The organism is Streptomyces sp. NPDC101118 (genome assembly GCF_044759445.1).
Taxonomy (GTDB): domain Bacteria; phylum Actinomycetota; class Actinomycetes; order Streptomycetales; family Streptomycetaceae; genus Streptomyces.
Map to the genome: position 1 here is coordinate 54,153 of NZ_JBIVZG010000002.1, position 16,310 is coordinate 70,462.

Annotated in this window: 15 protein-coding genes and 1 pseudogene; 9 read left to right on the forward strand and 7 right to left on the reverse strand. The window is 73.6% G+C overall.

Features of this window, described 5'->3' with window-relative positions:
• Nucleotides 1–165: 165 nt before the first annotated feature.
• From ACIQUQ_RS03220 to ACIQUQ_RS03230, 3 genes are all read right to left on the reverse strand, one after another.
• Nucleotides 166–1,155, reverse strand: a complete 990-nt coding sequence (locus ACIQUQ_RS03220; protein ID WP_403970740.1) for an Acg family FMN-binding oxidoreductase — start codon at nucleotides 1,153–1,155, stop codon at nucleotides 166–168.
• A 19-nt stretch (nucleotides 1,156–1,174) separates the two neighbouring features.
• Nucleotides 1,175–1,906 (reverse strand): CBS domain-containing protein, encoded by a 732-nt coding sequence (locus tag ACIQUQ_RS03225; protein WP_403970743.1) that lies wholly within the window; start codon nucleotides 1,904–1,906, stop codon nucleotides 1,175–1,177.
• 319 nt (nucleotides 1,907–2,225) lie between these two features.
• Nucleotides 2,226–2,921, reverse strand: a complete 696-nt coding sequence (locus ACIQUQ_RS03230) for a substrate-binding domain-containing protein (RefSeq protein WP_403970746.1) — start codon at nucleotides 2,919–2,921, stop codon at nucleotides 2,226–2,228.
• A gap of 75 nt (nucleotides 2,922–2,996) precedes the next feature.
• Between ACIQUQ_RS03230 and ACIQUQ_RS03235 the strand changes: the two genes are divergently transcribed.
• From ACIQUQ_RS03235 to ACIQUQ_RS03270, 8 genes and pseudogenes are all read left to right on the forward strand, one after another.
• Nucleotides 2,997–3,764: an IclR family transcriptional regulator gene (locus tag ACIQUQ_RS03235; protein WP_403970749.1), complete on the forward strand. Its 768-nt coding sequence runs from the start codon at nucleotides 2,997–2,999 to the stop codon at nucleotides 3,762–3,764.
• A 192-nt stretch (nucleotides 3,765–3,956) separates the two neighbouring features.
• Entirely contained in the window at nucleotides 3,957–5,168 is a 1,212-nt protein-coding gene (locus ACIQUQ_RS03240) for a 4-hydroxybenzoate 3-monooxygenase (RefSeq protein WP_403970752.1), read from the forward strand.
• Between the two features lie 25 nt (nucleotides 5,169–5,193).
• A pseudogene (locus ACIQUQ_RS03245) lies at nucleotides 5,194–6,210 on the forward strand (amidohydrolase family protein); the annotation flags it as partial.
• A gap of 101 nt (nucleotides 6,211–6,311) precedes the next feature.
• Nucleotides 6,312–7,001, forward strand: a complete 690-nt coding sequence (gene ligK, locus ACIQUQ_RS03250) for a 4-carboxy-4-hydroxy-2-oxoadipate aldolase/oxaloacetate decarboxylase (RefSeq protein ID WP_403970756.1) — start codon at nucleotides 6,312–6,314, stop codon at nucleotides 6,999–7,001.
• 2 nt (nucleotides 7,002–7,003) lie between these two features.
• Complete coding sequence (locus ACIQUQ_RS03255; RefSeq protein WP_403970759.1) at nucleotides 7,004–7,924, forward strand: amidohydrolase family protein; 921 nt, start codon at nucleotides 7,004–7,006, stop codon at nucleotides 7,922–7,924.
• Between the two features lie 27 nt (nucleotides 7,925–7,951).
• Nucleotides 7,952–9,262: a protocatechuate 4,5-dioxygenase subunit alpha gene (gene ligA / locus ACIQUQ_RS03260; RefSeq protein ID WP_403970762.1), complete on the forward strand. Its 1,311-nt coding sequence runs from the start codon at nucleotides 7,952–7,954 to the stop codon at nucleotides 9,260–9,262.
• A 1-nt stretch (nucleotide 9,263) separates the two neighbouring features.
• Complete coding sequence (locus ACIQUQ_RS03265; RefSeq protein ID WP_403970765.1) at nucleotides 9,264–10,238, forward strand: Gfo/Idh/MocA family oxidoreductase; 975 nt, start codon at nucleotides 9,264–9,266, stop codon at nucleotides 10,236–10,238.
• A 188-nt stretch (nucleotides 10,239–10,426) separates the two neighbouring features.
• A complete protein-coding gene (locus tag ACIQUQ_RS03270) occupies nucleotides 10,427–11,518 on the forward strand; it encodes a hypothetical protein (RefSeq protein ID WP_403970768.1) in 1,092 nt (363 codons plus the stop codon).
• A 93-nt stretch (nucleotides 11,519–11,611) separates the two neighbouring features.
• Here the strand turns inward: ACIQUQ_RS03270 and ACIQUQ_RS03275 are convergent, their stop codons facing one another.
• The 4 genes from ACIQUQ_RS03275 to ACIQUQ_RS03290 all read right to left on the reverse strand — a co-directional run bounded on the left by ACIQUQ_RS03275 (nucleotide 11,612) and on the right by ACIQUQ_RS03290 (nucleotide 15,598).
• On the reverse strand, nucleotides 11,612–12,070 hold the full coding sequence (locus ACIQUQ_RS03275) for a MaoC family dehydratase (protein ID WP_403970771.1): 459 nt from the start codon (nucleotides 12,068–12,070) through the stop codon (nucleotides 11,612–11,614).
• Between the two features lie 123 nt (nucleotides 12,071–12,193).
• Entirely contained in the window at nucleotides 12,194–13,762 is a 1,569-nt protein-coding gene (locus tag ACIQUQ_RS03280; RefSeq protein WP_403970774.1) for a long-chain fatty acid--CoA ligase, read from the reverse strand.
• A gap of 11 nt (nucleotides 13,763–13,773) precedes the next feature.
• Nucleotides 13,774–14,685: an amidohydrolase family protein gene (locus tag ACIQUQ_RS03285; RefSeq protein ID WP_403970777.1), complete on the reverse strand. Its 912-nt coding sequence runs from the start codon at nucleotides 14,683–14,685 to the stop codon at nucleotides 13,774–13,776.
• Between the two features lies 1 nt (nucleotide 14,686).
• Entirely contained in the window at nucleotides 14,687–15,598 is a 912-nt protein-coding gene (locus tag ACIQUQ_RS03290) for an SDR family oxidoreductase (RefSeq protein WP_403970780.1), read from the reverse strand.
• Between the two features lie 232 nt (nucleotides 15,599–15,830).
• On the opposite strand from ACIQUQ_RS03290, the gene ACIQUQ_RS03295 reads away from it, so the two are divergent.
• Nucleotides 15,831–16,223: a MarR family winged helix-turn-helix transcriptional regulator gene (locus ACIQUQ_RS03295; protein WP_403971786.1), complete on the forward strand. Its 393-nt coding sequence runs from the start codon at nucleotides 15,831–15,833 to the stop codon at nucleotides 16,221–16,223.
• Nucleotides 16,224–16,310: the final 87 nt, after the last annotated feature.

A 16,310-nucleotide genomic window follows, 5' to 3' on the forward strand; every position in this document is an offset into this window, starting at 1 on the left:
TCTTGCCCAACCCGACGCTCTTCCTATCTCTAAGCGCCGCCTGCGGACGGGTCCGGGCCGCCGCCGGGGGGAGCCGCCTCCCCGCGGGCGGGCGTGATGGCGCCTCCCCCGTGCTGCGGCGCCTTCACGCCGGCCGGCGTCCGAGCCTGCACCTCCCGGGGGACCTCACCGCACGTCGAGGACCTCGGCGGCGGGGCGGCGTGGCGTGGGGGCGCCGGGGGGTCCGTACCCGAGGCGGAGGACCATCTGGACGTGCCCCCTGCCCACGAGGGGGTCGCGGGCGGTCCAGCGCAGCTCCGGCCATTCCAGGGGGTGCGAGGTCATGGACGTGGCCAGTCCGTCGGTCGTGGCCCGGAGCAGGACGCGCTGGAGGGCCTGGCCGGCGCGCAGCCAGTCGGCGGGCCCGTCGCCGTCGGTGGTCAGAAGGGCGAGACGGGGGTCCTTCTCGAACATCGCCCAGGCCTGCCCGCGCACGGGACGGATGCGGCCGAAGTCGCGGACGGTGGCGGTGCCTGAGGTGGCGCGCGGGCCGAACGCGGCCACGGGGATGCCGTCGGTGCGGCCTCCCGTGCCCGGCCCGGTGTGCACCCAGGCGGCCGTCTCGGCGCGTGCGACCGGGTCGGCCTCCTCGCGGTGCTCGGCGTCGCGGGCGAGCCCCAGGACCGTCCGGACGTGCCACGGGTCGGGGAACGTGAGACGGCATCCCTCGATCCGGGCGGCGGTGGTGAGCCCTTCCAGGACGGCGGGCGGCACGGGTTCGTCGCGGAAGGGGAAGCGGCTGGTGTGGCGGCGGCGGAGGGCGGGATGGAGACCGGCCAGAGCCCGGTCGGCTGCCGGCGCCGGGGTGAAGCCGACGGTGGCGAACCACCACGGGTCGCCGGGGCCGGGACCGGCCGGTACCTGTGCCAGGAGGCCGCGGTGGGCGGCCGAGACGCGCAGGCTGAACAGGGCGGCGCCGCAGCCGATGCGGAGGGCCCGGCGGTCGGGGTCGGCATGCGCCATGGAACGGTCCGGGTCGCCGTACAGATCGATCGTGCCGGTGCCCGTCCGCAGGACGAAGCGCCAGGGCTGGGCGTTGTGCATCGACGGGGCGGTCACGGCGTCGTCGACGAGCCGGACTGCGGTCAGGGGGTCGAGGAGGAGACGAGCGGGCATGGGAGTGTCCTGTCGGGGCTCACCACGGCATCGCGTGGCGAGGGGCTTCGGAGGGGGCGGTCGGGGCGTCGTCGGTGCGGGCGGTGACGCGGGAGGCCACCGCGACGACGCCGTCGAGCCGTTCGACCAGGTTCCGCAGGACGGGGAGCTGGCTCGTCCGGTCCAGCCGGCCGGACAGCGTGACGATGCCGTCGACGACGTGCACCTCGACCGAGTCCGCGGGCGCGCCCAGGACGCCCGAGAGGACGTCGTGCTCGACCCGGTGCCGGATCTCCGCGTCCGGCCGGAGGAACAGGCGGAGCAGGTCGCGGCGCGTGACGATGCCCACGATCCGGTCCTCCACGTCCACGACCGGCAGCCGCTCGACCCCCCGGCGGGCCATCAGCCGCGCCGCGTCGGCGGCCGGCTCGTCGGCGTGCACGGTGACCGCCGGCGCGGACATCACCTCACCCGCCGTCCGGCGGGACGGGACCGGGAGCTGGACCTGGCCCGGGGCGGTGGCCCGGGGGCCCGGGCCGCCCGGCAGCCGCCGGAGCCCGGCGGTGTCGTCCTCCGCGCCGGGCGGCGGAGCCACCTGCGCCAGAAGATCGGTCTGCGAGACGACGCCGAGGACCCGGTCCTCCTCGTCGAGCACGGGAACGCCCGTGATGTCGTGCTGGACCAGGAGCTTGGCGACGTCCTTGAAGGGGGTGGCCGGGACGACGGACACCACCTCTCCGGTCATCAGCTCCGCGACCTTCACGTGCCGCATGGGGCACCTCCCGCCGTAGGCGCGCCCCGGCTCCGCGGACGCGTGGCTCAGATGTCCACCGTCCACCCGGCGCGCCCGGCGGGGGAGGGCCGAACGGTCCCGTCGCGTGCCCGGCCGGGCCCCCGGCCGCCCCGACCGGCCCCCTCCCGCACGGGTCGGACCGTTCGGTCCCGCACCGGGACCCGGGCAGCCACGTTCGCCGCTTCGCTCCTGGCGACCTTCGGCCCGGCCCGGCGCGCGGCCGCCATCCGCCGGCCCTCGCCGTCCGCACCGCCGACCGACCGTCGCCCGCGGCCGGCCTCGGTCCGGAGGGCGCGGTCTACGCTCCGGCCGCTCGCATGCCCCGGCTGCGGGCGGCCTCGGACGCCGTCGCCGAGCCGAGGAAGGCGAGGACGTCGAGGGCTGCGTCCGGCCGGGACGCCGAGACCAGGACGCCCCCGCTGAACGTCGAGCTGATGGCCGTGTCGCCCGGCAGCGCACCGACGACCACGACGCCCGGCAGGTCCATCAGCTCGCTGTGCTGCTGGAACGCCAGGTCCGCCCGGCCGGAGTTCAGCAGGCTCCCGGCGGGCACCCCGGGTGGTGCCTGGACGAGCCGGTCCGCGAGCACGTCGGCGAGGCCCAGCCGGCCGATCAGGCCGACCAGCGCGGTCCCGCTCGGCCCGGTGGAGTAGGCGATCCGCTCCGCCGCCTCCAGGACGGACCGCAGGTCGGACGCCGAGCCGAGCTCCGGAACCGGCGCCCCCTCCGGCACGGCCGCGACGACCTGGGAGATCCACAGCGGCCGTACCGTGCCCGCCACGAGGTGCCCCTCCCGCTCCAGCGCGCGCATCGCGCCGTCGGCGAGTACGAGCAGGTCGGCCCCGGCGCCCTCGCGCACCCGGCGCGCGACCTCGACCCCGCCGGCGGCCTCGAAGCGCACCGGAGGTCCGCCGGCGCGCCGGTACTGCCCGGACAGATCGGCCAGTACCGGCCGCGTCGCCATCGAGGAGAGTCCGACGATCTCCTGGTCCACAATGCCTCCTTGGTGTGCCGCAGATCGTACGGCGCTCGACGCGGGGCCCCGAAAGGGGTCTGCGACACTGACCGCGTGAGCACAACCCGGAGCACTGCAGCTGGAAAAGTACTCGAGGTCCTCGCGGCCTTCGACCGCGAACACCCGTCGCAGACGCTGTCGGAGATCGCCCAGCGCACCGGCCTGGCCCTCAGCACGACGCACCGGGTCGTCGCGGAACTGGCGGACTGGGGGGCGCTGGAGCGCGGCGAGGACGGGGCCTGGCACGTCGGGCTGCGGCTCTGGGAGATCGCCGCGGGATGCCCGCGCACCCAGATCCTGCGGGACGTCGCGCTGCCCTTCATGCAGGACCTCTACGAGGCGACCCACGAGAACGTCCAGCTCGCAGTGCGCGAGGGCACGGAGCTCGTGTTCGTCGAGCGGATCGCCGGGCACCGGTCGGTCGAGCTGCTGACGTCGGTGGGGACCCGGTTCCCCATCGGCTCCACCGGAATGGGGCGGGTGCTGCTGGCGCACGCACCGGTCGACATCCAGGACGAGGTGCTCCAGGCGCCGATGCGGGCCTGGACCCCGCACACCGTCACCGACCCGAAGACGCTCCGCGCCCAGCTGGACCGCATCCGCCGCGAGCAGGTCTTCGTCAGCGACCGGCAGCTCTCGGAGAGCACGGTCGCCGTGGCCGCACCGGTGCGGACCGGCCGGAGCGGGCCGGTCAGTGCCGCGCTGGGCATCGTGATCGCCACGCGCAGCGCGAACCGTGCGCGCGGGCTGCGCGAGCCGCTGCTGCGGGCCGTGCACGGGATCTCCGACGAGCTGGGCCGCCGTACCCGCCCGACCGACTGAGGCCGGGGGCCGATCCGCCCGGCGCCCTGGCACGTTCCCCCCCGCCCGGGCACGCTTCCCCCGACGCCCGGTCGGGCTTCCGCCTGACGCCCCGGCCCGGCTTCCGCCTGACGGAAACGCCGCAGACCGGCCGCTGCCCCTGCTGCCAACGTTCGACGTGTTCCCCACGTCCCCCGTTGCTCAGGAGATGCCATGGCCGACGCCGTCGTCGACACCGTTGCCTCGGTTCCCGTCGCCGTGATCGGCGCAGGTCCGGCCGGTCTGATGCTGGCGCACCTGCTGGGGCGCGCCGGAGTCGACACGACCGTCGTCGACACGCGCACCCGCCACGAGATCGAGACCACCCAGCGGGCCGGCATCCTGGAGGCCGACGCCGCCCGGGACCTCGTCGACACGGGCGTGTCCGACCGGGTCCTGCGCGAAGGACACGAACACGAGGGCGTGGAGCTCCGCTTCGGCGGCCGCCCCCACCGCCTCGACTTCAAGCAGCTGGTGGGCGCGTCGGTCTGGCTCTACCCGCAGACCGACGTGTTCACCGACCTGGCCGACGCCCGGGACCGCGACGGCGGCACGGTCCGCTTCGGCATCCGGGACACCGAGGTCCTCGACGTCACCACCCGCGCCCCGCGGGTCCGTTACACCACCCCCGACGGGGCCCGGCACGAGATCCGGGCCCGGTACGTGGTCGGCGCGGACGGATCGCGCAGCATGTGCCGCAACCTCGTCCCCGAGGACCGGCGGGTGAGGGTCGGCAAGGAGTACCCGTTCGCCTGGTTCGGCATCATGGCCGAGGCGCCGGCCAGCGCACCCGAGCTGGTCTACGCCCACTCGGAACACGGCTTCGCACTGATCAGCCAGCGCACCGAGACCGTGCAGCGCATGTACTTTCAGTGCTCCCCGGACGAGTCCGCGGAGGCCTGGCCGGACGACCGGATCTGGGAGACGCTCCAGGCCCGGGTGGCCGGGGAGGACGGCTTCCGGCTCAACGAGGGCCCGGTCCTGGAGAAGACGGTCCTGCGCTTCCGCTCGTTCGTCCAGGAACCCATGCGCTGGGGCTCGATGGCGCTCGCCGGAGACGCCGCGCACACCGTCCCGCCGACCGGTGCCCGCGGGCTCAACCTCGCGCTGCACGACGTGAAGGTGCTGGCCGACGTCCTGCTCCGGGCACTCGGCCCGGCGGGGGAGGCCGCGCTGGACGACTACCAGCCGCGGGCGCTCCAGCGGATCTGGCGGGCCCAGAACTTCTCCCACTGGATGACCCAGCTGCTCCACACCCCGCCCGGCGGCTCGCCGTTCGACCTGCGGCGCCAGCTCGGCGAACTCGACAACGTCGTGGGCACCCGCGCCGGCCGCAGCTACCTCGCCGAGCAGTACACCGGCTGGCCCGTCGCCTCCCAGGGCTGACCCCGACGACCCCCAGGAGACTCCCATGATCATCGACTGTCACGGCCACTTCACCACCGCACCACCGCAGTTGGCGCAGTGGCGCGAGCGGCAGACGGCCGCGGCCGGCTCCCCCGAGGACGCCCCCGACCCGGACGAGCTCGTCATCACCGACGACGACCTCCGCCGGGCGGTCGAGGCCAACCAGCTCCGCCTCATGGACGAGCGCGGCACCGACCTGACCGTCTTCTCGCCCCGGGCCAGCTTCATGGCCCACCACATCGGCGACTTCCGGGTCTCCGCCACCTGGGCCCGGATCTGCAACGACCTCGTCCACCGCGTCAGCACGCTCCACCCCGACCGCTTCGCGATGGGCGCGATGCTGCCGCAGTCGCCCGGCGCCGACCCCGCCACCTGCCTGCCCGAGCTGCGCCGGGCGGTCGAGGAACTGGGCGCGGTGACGGTCAACCTCAACCCCGACCCGTCCGGCGGCAGCTGGACCGCCCCGCCCCTGACGGACCGCAGCTGGTACCCGCTCTACGAGGCGATGGCCGAGTACGACATCCCCGCGATGATCCACGTCAGCACCTCCTGCAACCCGGCCTTCCACACGACCGGCGCCCACTACCTGAACGCCGACACCACGGCCTTCATGCAGCTGGTCCAGGGCGACCTGTTCGCCGACTTCCCCACGCTGCGGTTCGTGATCCCGCACGGCGGCGGGGCCGTGCCGTACCACTGGGGCCGGTTCCGCGGCCTGGCAATGGCCCTGGGCCGGCCGGACCCCGAAACGCTGCTGGACAACGTCTTCTTCGACACCTGCGTGTACCACCAGCCCGGCATCGACCTGCTCACCCGGGTGGTGCCCGGCCGGTCCCTGCTGTTCGCCAGCGAGATGATCGGCGCGGTCCGCGACGTCGACCCGCGCACCGGCCACCACTTCGACGACACCCGGCGGTACGTCGAGGCCACCCCGCACCTCACCGACGACGAACGGGCCGCCGTCTACTCCGGCAACGCCCTGCGTGCCTACCCCCGGCTCGCCGCCCGCCTGGCCTCCCGCACCGCTGACCGCCCCCTCGGCCGATCCGCCGGCCGATCCGCCGGCCGGCCGAGCGCCGACCGCCCCGCCGCCGTCGCCCACTGACCCCAGGAGAAGCCCCCATGGAGCACACCGAGATCGGTGTCGTCCACACCTCCGTCACCCGCGCCGCTCCCGAAGACGTCGCCGCACTGTCGGCGTTCGGCGTGGCCACCCTCCACGAAGCCATGGGCCGGACCGGGCTGATGCGCCCGTACCTGACCCCCGTGTACGCCGGGGCCCGGCTGTGCGGCACGGCCGTGACTGTGCTGCTGCAGCCCGGCGACAACTGGATGCTCCACGTCGCCGCCGAGCAGATCCGGGAGGGCGACGTCGTGGTCGCCGCCTGCACCACCGAGAGCGAGGACGGCTTCTTCGGCGAGCTGCTCGCCACCTCGTTCCGCGCCCGCGGCTGTCAGGGCCTGGTCATCGACGGCGGCGTTCGGGACGTGGCCGACCTGGCGGAGATGGACTTCCCCGTCTTCTCCCGCGCGGTCAGCGCCAAGGGCACCGTCAAGGCCACGCTCGGCTCGGTCAACGTCCCGGTCGTCTGCGCCAACGCCCTGGTCAGGCCCGGCGACGTGGTCGTGGCCGACCGCGACGGCGTCGTGGTGGTGCCCCGCGAGCGGGCCGCCGAGGTCGCCGCGGCGGCGGCCCGGCGCGAGGCCGGCGAGGCGGACAGGCGCAAGCGGTTCCGCGCCGGCGAACTCGGCCTGGACATGTACGCGATGCGCGGCCCGCTGGCCGAGCTCGGACTGCGGTACGAGGACTGACGATGACCACGAGCTTCGAGAAGACCCCCGGCTGGCTGGACTGGCACCCCGCGCCGAGCCGGCCCCGGTTCCGGATGCCCGAAGGGGCCGTCGACGCGCACTGCCACGTCTTCGGTCCCGGGGCGGAGTTCCCGTACGCCCCCGAGCGCAAGTACACCCCGTGCGACGCGTCCAAGGAGCGGCTCTTCGCGCTGCGCGACCGGCTGGGCCTCACTCGCAACGTCGTGGTGCAGGCGACCTGCCACGGCGCCGACAACAGCGCGATGGCCGACGCGCTGCGGGCCTCGGGGGGCCTGGCCCGGGGCGTCGCCACCGTACGCCCGGGCATCACGGACGCGGAGGTGCGCGAGCTCCACGACGCGGGCGTCCGCGGCGTGCGGTTCAACTTCGTCAGGCGGCTCGTCGACACGGCCCCGCGCCGGGACCTGTGGGACGTCGTCGAGCGGATCGCGCCCTACGGATGGCACGTCGTCGTCTACTTCGAGGCGGCCGACCTCGCCGGCCTGCGCGACTTCCTCCCCTCCCTCCCCCTCCCGCTGGTCGTGGACCACATGGGCCGGCCCGACGTCACCCGGGACCCGCACGGCCCGGAGTTCGAGGCGTTCCTCGACTTCATGCGGGCCCGGCCCGACATCTGGTGCAAGGTGACCTGCCCCGAGCGGCTGTCGGTCACCGGCCCGCCCGCCCTCGACGGCGAGCAGAACCCGTACCGCGACGTCGTGCCGTTCGCCCGGCGCGTCGTCGAGGAGTTCCCCGACCGGGTGCTGTGGGGCACCGACTGGCCGCACCCGAACCTCACCGGCCACATGCCCGACGACGGCCTGCTCGTCGACTTCGTCCCGCACATCGCCCCGACCGCGCTGCTGCAGCGCAAGCTCCTCGTCGACAACCCGATGCGCCTGTACTGGCCCGACGCCGGCTGACCGCCCGCCCACGATTGGAGCACCACCGTGTCACTGGACAAGACCTACAGGCTGGTACCGGGTACGACCGTCTTCGACGCCGAGCAGTCTGCCAAGGGCTACCACCTCAACCAGTTCTGCATGTCGCTGATGACGGCGGAGAACCGCGCCGCCTACCTCGCCGACGAGCGCGCCTACCTCGACGCCTGGCCGCTGCGCGAGGAGCAGAAGCGGGCGCTGCTGGACCGCGACCTCAACGCCGCGATGCGCGAGGGCGGCAACATCTACTTCCTCGCCAAGTGGGGCGCGGCGCTCGGCCTGTCGTTCCAGCAGATGGCGGGCTCGATGACCGGCATGACCGAGCAGGAGTACCGCGACATGATGGTCCGCGGCGGCCGCCCGGTCGACGGCAACCGGATCGACCACGCCGTCCTGGAGGCCGCGTACGCCGACACCGCGCCGCCCGCCGAGCACGCCGTGATCACCGGCGCGGTCTTCACCTCACACGTACCCGCCATCGGCGCGGCGATGGACCACGGCAAGACCGAAGAGCCGTACTGGCGGCCGGTCTTCGAGGGCTACGAGTTCTCCCGGCAGTGGGAACGGGAGAACCTCCCCGACGTGATCTTCCTGGTCTACAACGACCACGCCACCACCTTCGACCTCTCGCTGATACCCACCTTCGTCCTCGGCACCGGAGCGGCCTACCCCACTGCCGACGAGGGGTACGGCCCCCGCCCGGTCCCCGGCATCGAGGGCGACCCCGACCTGGCCGCGCACATCGCCCACTCCCTCATCAGGGACGACTTCGACCTCACCCTCGTCAACGAGATGACCGTCGACCACGGCCTGACCGTCCCGCTGTCCCTGATGTTCGGGGACGTCGAGGAGTGGCCCTGCAAGGTGATCCCGTTCCACGTCAACGTGGTGCAGTACCCCGTGCCCTCGGGCGCCCGCTGCTTCGCCCTCGGCCGGGCCCTGCGCCGGGCGATCGAGTCCTACGACCGGCCGCTGAAGGTCCAGGTGTGGGGCACCGGCGGCATGAGCCACCAGCTCCAGGGCCCGCGCGCCGGCCTCATCAACCGCGAGTGGGACAACGCCTTCCTCGACCGGCTCGTCGACGACCCGGCAGGTCTGGCAGAGGTGCCGCACCTGGAGTACGTCGAGGAGGCGGGCTCGGAAGGCATCGAACTGGTCATGTGGCTGATCGCCCGCGGGGCGATGGGCGACCTCGACGGATCGGGCGACGTACGGGTCAGGCACCGCTTCTACCACGTGCCGGCGTCCAACACCGCCGTCGGCCACCTGATCCTCGAAAACCACCCCCGGGCCCAGGAGCCCGCCGAAGGAGTGAACTGACATGACCCACGACCGCACCCTCAGGGTGGCCCTCGCCGGCGGCGGCGCCTTCGGCGCCAAGCACGCGGCCGCGCTCCGCCGGATCGACGGCGTCGAGGTGACCGCCGTCGTGAGCAGCAGCCTCGAAAGCGCGCAGAAGTTCGCCGCGGAACAGGGCGTCGGCCGCGGCGTCGCCTCCCTGGACGACGTACTGGCGATGGACGACGTCGACGCCGTCATCCTCGCCACGCCCACCCCGATGCACGCCGAGCAGACGCTGGCGTGCCTCGACGCCGGCAAGCACGTCCAGGTGGAGATCCCCCTCGCCTCCTCCCTGGCGGACGCCGAGGCGTGCCTGGCGGCCCAGCAGCGCACCGGACTGGTCGCGATGGTGGGACACACACGGCGCTTCAACCCCAGCCACCAGTGGGTGCGCCGGCAGATCCGGGCCGGGGACTACCGCATCCAGCAGATGGACGTACAGACGTACTTCTTCCGCCGCACCAACCTCAACGCCCTGGGACAGCCGCGCTCCTGGACCGACCACCTGCTCTGGCACCACGCCGCGCACACCGTCGACCTGTTCGCCTACCAGACCGGCTCCCCGATCGTGCAGGCCAACGCCATCCAGGGGCCGGTCCACCCGGAGCTCGGCATCGCGATGGACATGTCGATCCAGCTGCGCGCGGAGAACGGCGCCCTCTGCACCCTGTCCCTGTCGTTCAACAACGACGGCCCGCTCGGCACGTTCTTCCGCTACATCGGCGACACCGGCACCTACCTCGCCCGCTACGACGACCTGGTCACGGGCAAGGACGAGCCGATCGACGTGAGCGGGGTGGACGTCTCGATGGACGGCATCGAACTCCAGGACCGCGAGTTCGTCGCCGCCATCCGCGAGGGCCGCGAGCCGAACGCCTCCATCGCCCAGGTCCTGCCCTGCTACCGCACCCTGGCGGCACTGGAGGACCAGCTCAACGCGGCCTCCGGCGCCTGACCCGCCGGGCCCGGCGCCGCGCGGCCGCGTCCTGGTCCGTTCGCGCCGTTCCGTGATCCGTCCGGGCCGTCCGCGCGCCCGGACGGATCACGCCGGGGAGCCGACGGCGGCGGCGCGTGTTCGGCTGGGCTCCGGCGGCCGCGGTCCCTCCACGGCCTGCCGTACCCGGCAGCAAGGAGGAGCCCCTGATGTCTCGTCGGTATGTCCCGGCCGTCCTCGGCCTCGTCGCGGGCGCGCTGCTCGACCGCACCACGGTCACGGGGGGCCACGCCGTCGACTGCCCGTTCTTCGACGACCAGGTCCCGGGCATGGTCTGCGGCGGCGGCATCTCCAACACCGGGACGATGAAGGTGACGCGCAGCCGGTTCACCGGCAACACGTCCCGGTCCGACGTGTTCGCCCAGGGCGGCGCCATCGACAGCCCCGGCACCGGAAGCGTGAGCGGGACCGAGGTGACCGGGAACCACGTGATCTACGGCGGGCGCGCCACCGGTGGCGGCGCCGCGGGCGCGGCCATCGCGAACGACGGCCCGCTGACCGTCACCCGGTCCCGGCTGACCGGGAACACCGCGACCGTCACCGAGAACACCCAGAGCATCGCGTTCGGCGCCGGCATCATCAGCTTCGCCGAGACGACCGTCAAGCACACGGTCGTGAGCGGGAACCGCGCCTTCGCGCCGGGCGGCATCGCGCGCGGAGCCGTCGCGAACGGAATCCCGGAGCCGGGCAGGCTGACCGTGACCGGCGGCGCCATCAGCGACAACACCTCGGACGCACCCCGCGGCTCCGCCCAGGGCGGGGCCATCGCGAACAACTCCCTGATGACCGTCAGCAAGGTCCGGATCAGCGGCAACCGAGCGGTCGCCCAAGGCGGCACGGCACGAGGTGGCGGCGTACGCGTGGGCCCCTTCGGCACGCTCGACCTGACCGACAGCCGCATCACCGGCAACACCGCCGACGCACCGAACGGCACGGCCCAGGGCGGCGGCCTCGACAACCCCGACGGCGGAACCCTGAGGGCCGGGCGCAACGAGGTCCTGCGGAACACGGTCACCGCGGCGGGCGGCACGGCCCAGGGCGGCGGCCTCTACCACGCCGGGGGAGCCTCGGGGCAGGGCACCACCACGCTGCACGGGAACACCGTCAGCCACAACCGGGCGGGCGACGGCGGCGGCATCTTCAAGGCGTCCGGGATCCTCACCCTGAACGGCGATGTCATCCGCAACAACCGGCCGAACAACTGCAGCCCCGCCGGCGTGGTCCCCGGCTGCACCGGCTGACGACCGGAGCCGGGGACGAGCTGAACAGCCAGGAAGCCGGGGGCAGCACCGACCCACGGGTGGGTGCCGCCCCCGGCTTCCTGCGCGTGCCCGTCAGGCGTAGTGGCGGTAGACGGCCTCGGCCACGCAGGCCGGCTTGTCGCTGCCCTCGACCTCGACGGTGAACGTCAGCGGCATCTGGACGCCGTTGCCCTTGACCTCCTCCACCGCGCCGACCGCACCGTGCAGGCGGATCTTTGCGCCCACCGGCACGGGGCTGGGGAAACGGACCCTCTCCAGGCCGTAGTTGACGCTCATCCTGGTGCCCGTGATCTCCAGCAGCTCGCCGAAGAGCGGGATGATGAGCGAGAGGGTGAGGTAGCCGTGCGCGATCGGGCGGCCGAAGGGCCCGTCCTTGGCCTTCTCCGGGTCCGTGTGGATCCACTGGTGGTCGTCGGTGGCGTCGGCGAAGGTGTTCACCCGCTGCTGGGTGATGTCGAGCCAGCCGGTGCGGCCGAGGTCGGCGCCGGTGAGGGCCTTGAGCTCGTCGAGGCCGTGGGCGGTGGTGGGCATGGCGGATCCTTCCGATGGCGCGGGCGGCGCCGGGCGCCGCCCGCGGGAGATGTGTGCTGGGCCGCGTCGTTCGGATCGGGCCGGGCCCGATCCGAACGACACGGCCGGGGTGTCGGATGTCTGTCAGGCGCGCGGACGGTCGCCCGGACCGTCCCTGTACGCCTCGCGCACGGCGGGCTTGACGATCTTCCCGGAGGCCGTGCGGGGCAGGTCGTGGGCCAGGACCAGGGACTTGGGGATCTTGTACTTGGCGAGCCGGCCCCGCAGGTGGCCGAGCAGCTCGTCCTCGCCGGCCCGGGCACCGGGCCGCAGGACGACGACGGCACGGCCGACCTCGCCCCAGACCGGGTCGGGCACGCCGAAGACGGCGCACTCGGCGACCTCGGGGTGCGTGAGGAGCGCGTCCTCGACCTCGGCCGGGTACACGTTCTCGCCGCCGGAGACGAACATGTCCTTGACCCGGTCCACGATGTACGCGTACCCGTCCTCGTCCAGCCGGACGACGTCGCCCGTGCGCAGCCAGCGCCCGCCGTCCCCGCCCTCGTCCGCTGAGGCGAAGGCGGCCTCGGTGTCCTCGGGCCGCCCCCAGTAGCCGGTCATGACGTTCGGGCCCTGGACCAGGATCTCGCCGCGCTCGCCGGGCCCGGCCTCGCGGCCGTCCGGGAGCACGACACGGGTGTCGGTGAAGAAGTGCGGCACGCCGGCGGAGCCGGCCTTGGCAGAGGCCTGCTCCCGGTCCAGGAACAGGACGCCGGGGGACGCCTCGGTCATGCCGTAGCCCTGGCTGAAGGCGAGACCCCGGTCGAGGTACGTGGCGATGGTGCGGGTCGGCACGGGAGCGCCGCCGCAGTTGAGCGTGTGAAGGCTGGACAGGTCCGCGGTCGCCCAGCGGGGCCGGGCGGCCATGGCGTCGTACATGGTGGGGACGCCGAACATGTACGTCACGCCCAGCTCCTCGACCAGTTCCAGCACCCGGTCGGCGTCGAAGGAGCCGAGGAGGACCACCCGGCCGCCCTTGAGCAGGGTCGGCAGGCAGGTCATGTTGAGGCCGCCGGTGTGGAACATCGGGGCCACGACGAGGGTCACCTCGTCGGCGGCGAGGTCGGTGTCCACGAGGACGTTGACGCTGTTCCAGGTGATGCCGGCGTGGGAGAGCACGGCGCCCTTGGGACGGCCCGTGGTCCCGGAGGTGTACATGATCATGCACGGGTCGTCGGGCGCCACGGCCTCGTCCAGCGGGCCGGTCCCGGCCCCGGCGAGGAGCTCCTCGTACCCGTGCGCTCCGTCCTCGGTGGGCCCCTCGACCACGATCCGGTGCGGTACACCCGCTTCGGCCGCCGCGGCACGGGCCGTCCCGGCGAGCTCCTGGGCGTGGACGAGGACGGTGCTGCCCGAGTCGGCCAGGTTGTACGCCAGTTCCGGCGCCGTCAGCCGGGTGTTGAGCGGGACGAAGACCGCCCCGAGCGTTCCGGCGGCGAACAGGGTCTCCAGGAACGCCGGGTGGTTGGGGCCGAGGTACGCGATCCGGTCGCCCGGTGCCACCCCCAGGGCGCGCAGCGCGTGCGCGAGCCGCAGGACCCGCCCGTGCAGCTCACGGTAGGTCCAGCTGCGGCCGTCGTGGACGACGGCCGTCCGGTCGGGGGTCTTGCGGGCCCGGCGTGCGGGCCAGGAGCCGATGCCTTGGTTCAACACGAGCGGTTCCTTCAGTCGGTGCGGAGCCCGAGCAGCCGGGCGGCGTTCTCCTTGAGGATCTTCGGCCGGACCTCGGGCCTGATGTCGAGCGCCGCGAAGTCGGCGAGCCACCGGTCCGGGGTGATGACGGGGTAGTCGGACCCGAAGAGGACCTTGTCCCGGAGGAGGGTGTTGGCGTACCGGACGAGCTGCGGCGGGAAGTACTTCGGGGACCAGCCGGACAGGTCGATGTACACGTGCGGCTTGTGCGTGGCCACCGCCAGGGCCTCGTCCTGCCAGGGGAAGGACGGGTGGGCGAGGATGATCCGCAGCTCAGGGAAGTCGACGGCGACGTCGTCGACCAGCATGGGGTTCGAGTACCGCAGCCGGATGCCGCCGCCGCCCGGGACGCCGGCGCCGATGCCGGTCTGGCCGGTGTGGAACAGGGCGGGGACGCCGAGTTCCTCGATGGCCTCGTACAGCGGGTAGGCGAGCGGGTCGTTCGGCGAGAACGCCTGGATGCTGGGGTGGAACTTGAAGCCGCGGACCCCGTGCTCCTCCACCAGCCGCCGTGCCTCGCGCACGCCCGCCCGGCCCTTGTGGGGGTCGATGCTGGCGAACGGGATCAGCACGTCGGCGTGGGCCGCGCAGCTTTCGGCGATCTCCTCGTTGGCGATCCGCGGATGGCCGGTGGCGTGCTCGGCGTCGACGGTGAACACCACCGCCGCCATGCTGCGCTCCCGGTAGTGGGCGGCCATCTCCTCGATGGTCGGCTGCCGGTGGCCGTGGGCCTTGAAGTACTTCTCGGAGGCACCGAACAGCTCCGGGCTCAGCGCCCCGTGGCCGTCCTTGGAGACCTCGGCGTGCGTGTGCACGTCGATGGCGGTGATCCGGTCGAGGTCGAGGCCGAGGTCGGGGGTGCGGTCGTGCGTGAGGGAGGGCACGTCACGCCTCCGGAGCCTGGGGCGCGGGGATGCCGTACGTCTCGGGCTCGGCGCCGACGCCGCCCGGCCACTCGGCGGCGATGGCGGCGGCGCTCCAGCCGCCGTCGGCGAAGGCGACGGCCTTCTCCTTGGGGTGCGCCCACAGGGCGAGGCGGTCGCCGCCGATGCCGATGGCCTGCCCGGTCACCCCGGCGGAGTCGTCCGAGGCCAGGAAGGTGATCAGGGCGGCGACGTCCTCGACGGTGCCCAGGCCCTCGTCCTTGCGCAGCCAGTCGGGCAGCGGCTCGCCCGTGCGCTCCGACTCCTCGATGACGGGCGCGAACGCCGGGATGGTCCTGGTCATCTCGGTGGCGGCGACGGGGACGACGGCGTTGACGGTGATGCCGGCCCGGCCCAGTTCCATGGCCCAGGTGCGGGCCATGGCGACGATGCCGGCCTTGGCCGCGGCGTAGTTGGTCTGGCCGAAGTTGCCGCGCTGTCCGGCGGGGGAGGAGATGAGGACGAGCCGGCCGCCGGTGCCCTGCTCGCGCATGCGGACGGCCGCCGCGCGGGCGCAGGTGAAGGTGCCGCGGAGGTGGACGCGGACGACGTCGTCGAAGTCCTCGTCGGTCATCTTCCACAGCACCCGGTCGCGCAGGATGCCGGCGTTGGTGACGAGCACGTCCAGGCGTCCGTACGCGCCGACCGCTGCGTCCACCAGTCGCTGGGCCGCCTCGCCGTCGCCCACCGCGGCGACGACGCCGGTGGCCGTGCCGCCCCCGGAGGTGATCGAGGCGACGGCGGCGTCGACGACGGCCCGGTCGACGTCGTTGACGACGACGGCGGCACCGGCGGCGGCGAGGGCCTGCGCGTACGCCAGCCCGAGACCGCGCCCGCTGCCGGTGACGACGGCGACCTTGCCCTGAAGATCCATGAGAGGTACCTCGCGTAAGGGGGGGAGGGGGACCTGCCGGGAGCGCCGGCGCAGCCGAGCGATCGACAGGAATCCTGATGAACGCCAGTCTGGGCAACCGACAGGATTCCTGTCAATGCCCTAAGGTGGGGGCGTGCCGCCACCGCGGCGGCGCGCGCTGCGGTGGCCGTACGGGCCGCCCGCCGCGGACCGCCGCCACGGGAGGACGGACGTGGGCACCTCGCTGCTCTACCTGGTCAAGAGGACGGAACTGGCGGTGCGCGCCCGGCTCGACGAGCTGCTCAAGCCCGCCGGGATCACGGCGCTGCAGTACACCGCCCTGACCGTGCTGGAGCGGCACGACGGCATCTCCGCCGCCCAGCTCGCCCGCGACTCCTTCGTCACCGCCCAGTCGATGGCGGACATGGTCCGGGCCCTGGAGAGCCGCGGCCTGATCCGCCGCGAGCCCAATCCCGCCAACCGCCGCGAACGCCTCATCCTGCTCGCCGAACCGGGGCGCGCCCTGCTGGCCGAGTACGCCGGCCCCGCCCGCGCGCTGGAGCAGCGGATGGTCGCCGACCTGACCGACGGCCAGACCGCCGCCTTCCGCGAAGCCCTGGTCATGGCGTGGCGGGCCCTGTCGTAGGGACTGTCTCCTTGACGGCGTGAGCCGTAGGCGGCTCCGAAGGCTCGACTCACTTCGATGTCGGCACCACCTGGGATGCTCGTGCGC

Bases quoted from the DNA above. Each gene is read 5' to 3' on its own strand.
- ACIQUQ_RS03220 (WP_403970740.1), bottom strand. From the start codon at position 1,155: ATGCCCGCTCGTCTCCTCCTCGACCCCCTGACCGCAGTCCGGCTCGTC.
- ACIQUQ_RS03225 (WP_403970743.1), bottom strand. From the start codon at position 1,906: ATGCGGCACGTGAAGGTCGCGGAGCTGATGACCGGAGAGGTGGTGTCC.
- ACIQUQ_RS03240 (WP_403970752.1), top strand. From the start codon at position 3,957: ATGGCCGACGCCGTCGTCGACACCGTTGCCTCGGTTCCCGTCGCCGTG.
- ligK (WP_403970756.1), top strand. From the start codon at position 6,312: ATGGAGCACACCGAGATCGGTGTCGTCCACACCTCCGTCACCCGCGCC.
- ACIQUQ_RS03255 (WP_403970759.1), top strand. From the start codon at position 7,004: ATGACCACGAGCTTCGAGAAGACCCCCGGCTGGCTGGACTGGCACCCC.
- ACIQUQ_RS03265 (WP_403970765.1), top strand. From the start codon at position 9,264: ATGACCCACGACCGCACCCTCAGGGTGGCCCTCGCCGGCGGCGGCGCC.
- ACIQUQ_RS03270 (WP_403970768.1), top strand. From the start codon at position 10,427: ATGTCTCGTCGGTATGTCCCGGCCGTCCTCGGCCTCGTCGCGGGCGCG.
- ACIQUQ_RS03275 (WP_403970771.1), bottom strand. From the start codon at position 12,070: ATGCCCACCACCGCCCACGGCCTCGACGAGCTCAAGGCCCTCACCGGC.
- ACIQUQ_RS03290 (WP_403970780.1), bottom strand. From the start codon at position 15,598: ATGGATCTTCAGGGCAAGGTCGCCGTCGTCACCGGCAGCGGGCGCGGT.